The 1,226-nt window shown below is 46.7% G+C and carries 1 protein-coding gene and 1 pseudogene; both read left to right on the top strand.

Features of this window, described 5'->3' with window-relative positions:
* A pseudogene (locus E0E16_RS13680) lies at positions 1-188 on the top strand (hypothetical protein); the annotation flags it as partial.
* 32 nt (positions 189-220) lie between these two features.
* Positions 221-1,066 (top strand): IS3 family transposase, encoded by an 846-nt coding sequence (locus E0E16_RS10610; protein ID WP_240048166.1) that lies wholly within the window; start codon positions 221-223, stop codon positions 1,064-1,066.
* The last annotated feature ends 160 nt before the right edge of the window (positions 1,067-1,226 follow it).

The following is a 1,226-nucleotide window of genomic DNA, read 5'->3' on the forward strand; positions in this document are numbered from 1 at the left end:
AGAGGTATCGTATGGCTCATAAAGAAACGAATTTGACAGACAATGAGATATTGCGCCAGAAGATAGTGAACCTCCAACACGCATTGTCTTTGGAGAAGATGCGCAGCCGTGCCTATGAGAAACTCATAGAGATAGCCGAATCCGAGGAGGGTATCAGCATCTTAAAAAAAGATGGTGCCAAACAGTAACGGCGCTGCGTGAGGAGTTTCCCGGTGTATCCGTGGAATTCCTCTGTGGGCTGTTTGGCAAGAAACGCCAGTGGTATTACGCAAGCAGCAAGCTTGTGATTTCTGAGCGGCAAAGGCGTAAACTGATAGTTGACAATGTACTCTACTATCGTGCCTGCTGTCCCGGGATAGGCGGTGTGAAACTGCACGTCCTCCTCAAGTCGGAGCTAGGTGAAGATGTTACTCATGGTCGCGACTCCTTCTTAAAACTACTTGCTTCAGAAGGACTTATGCTTCCCAAGAACAAGCGAAGACGTACAACGGACTCCAATCATCCTTATAGGAAGTATCCTAATCTTGTACAAGGTGTTACGGCAATGTATGCTAACCACATTTGGGCAGCCGACATAACCTACGTTTGGATTTACGGCAACGTCCTGTACCTCCATCTCATTACAGATGTTTACTCACATGCTGTCATAGGCTGGTGCTTATCCGAAACCATGGAGGCTATAAATACGAAGGAGGCATTGCTAATGGCAGTTAAGGCAGCCGGAGGAGGCAACCTCTGCGGAACGATACACCACTCTGACAGAGGTTCGCAATATGCCTGCCACCTATATGTTGAAACTCTTATGTGCCACCATATCAGGGTTAGTATGACAGAACGGTACAATCCTACGGACAATCCCGTGGCGGAAAGGACGAATGGAACCTTTAAGGTTGAGTGGATTTACCAGCAGGAGATGTACCGAGATTATGACCAGGCCAATATGGAAATCTCCAAGGCAATAGCCTTCTACAACTACAGACGACCGCATATGAGCATAGGAATGAAATGTCCGATGGATGTCTATAGAGGCGAACAGCCCGGGAGAAATCTTTGGAAAAAGAGATAAATGCTTGCAAAAAAGAAAAATATAACGTATCTTTGGAACGCCGAAAATATGGCGAACGACGGTCTTATGCCATCTTCACCAAAGGTCCCAGGGGGCATCGAGCCCCCTAAGACCTTGCCGAAAATATGACGGAACTTAGGTGTTGTCCATCTTCTTTTAT

The sequence above is a fragment of the Prevotella rectalis genome, assembly GCF_900607215.1.
GTDB lineage: Bacteria > Bacteroidota > Bacteroidia > Bacteroidales > Bacteroidaceae > Prevotella > Prevotella brunnea.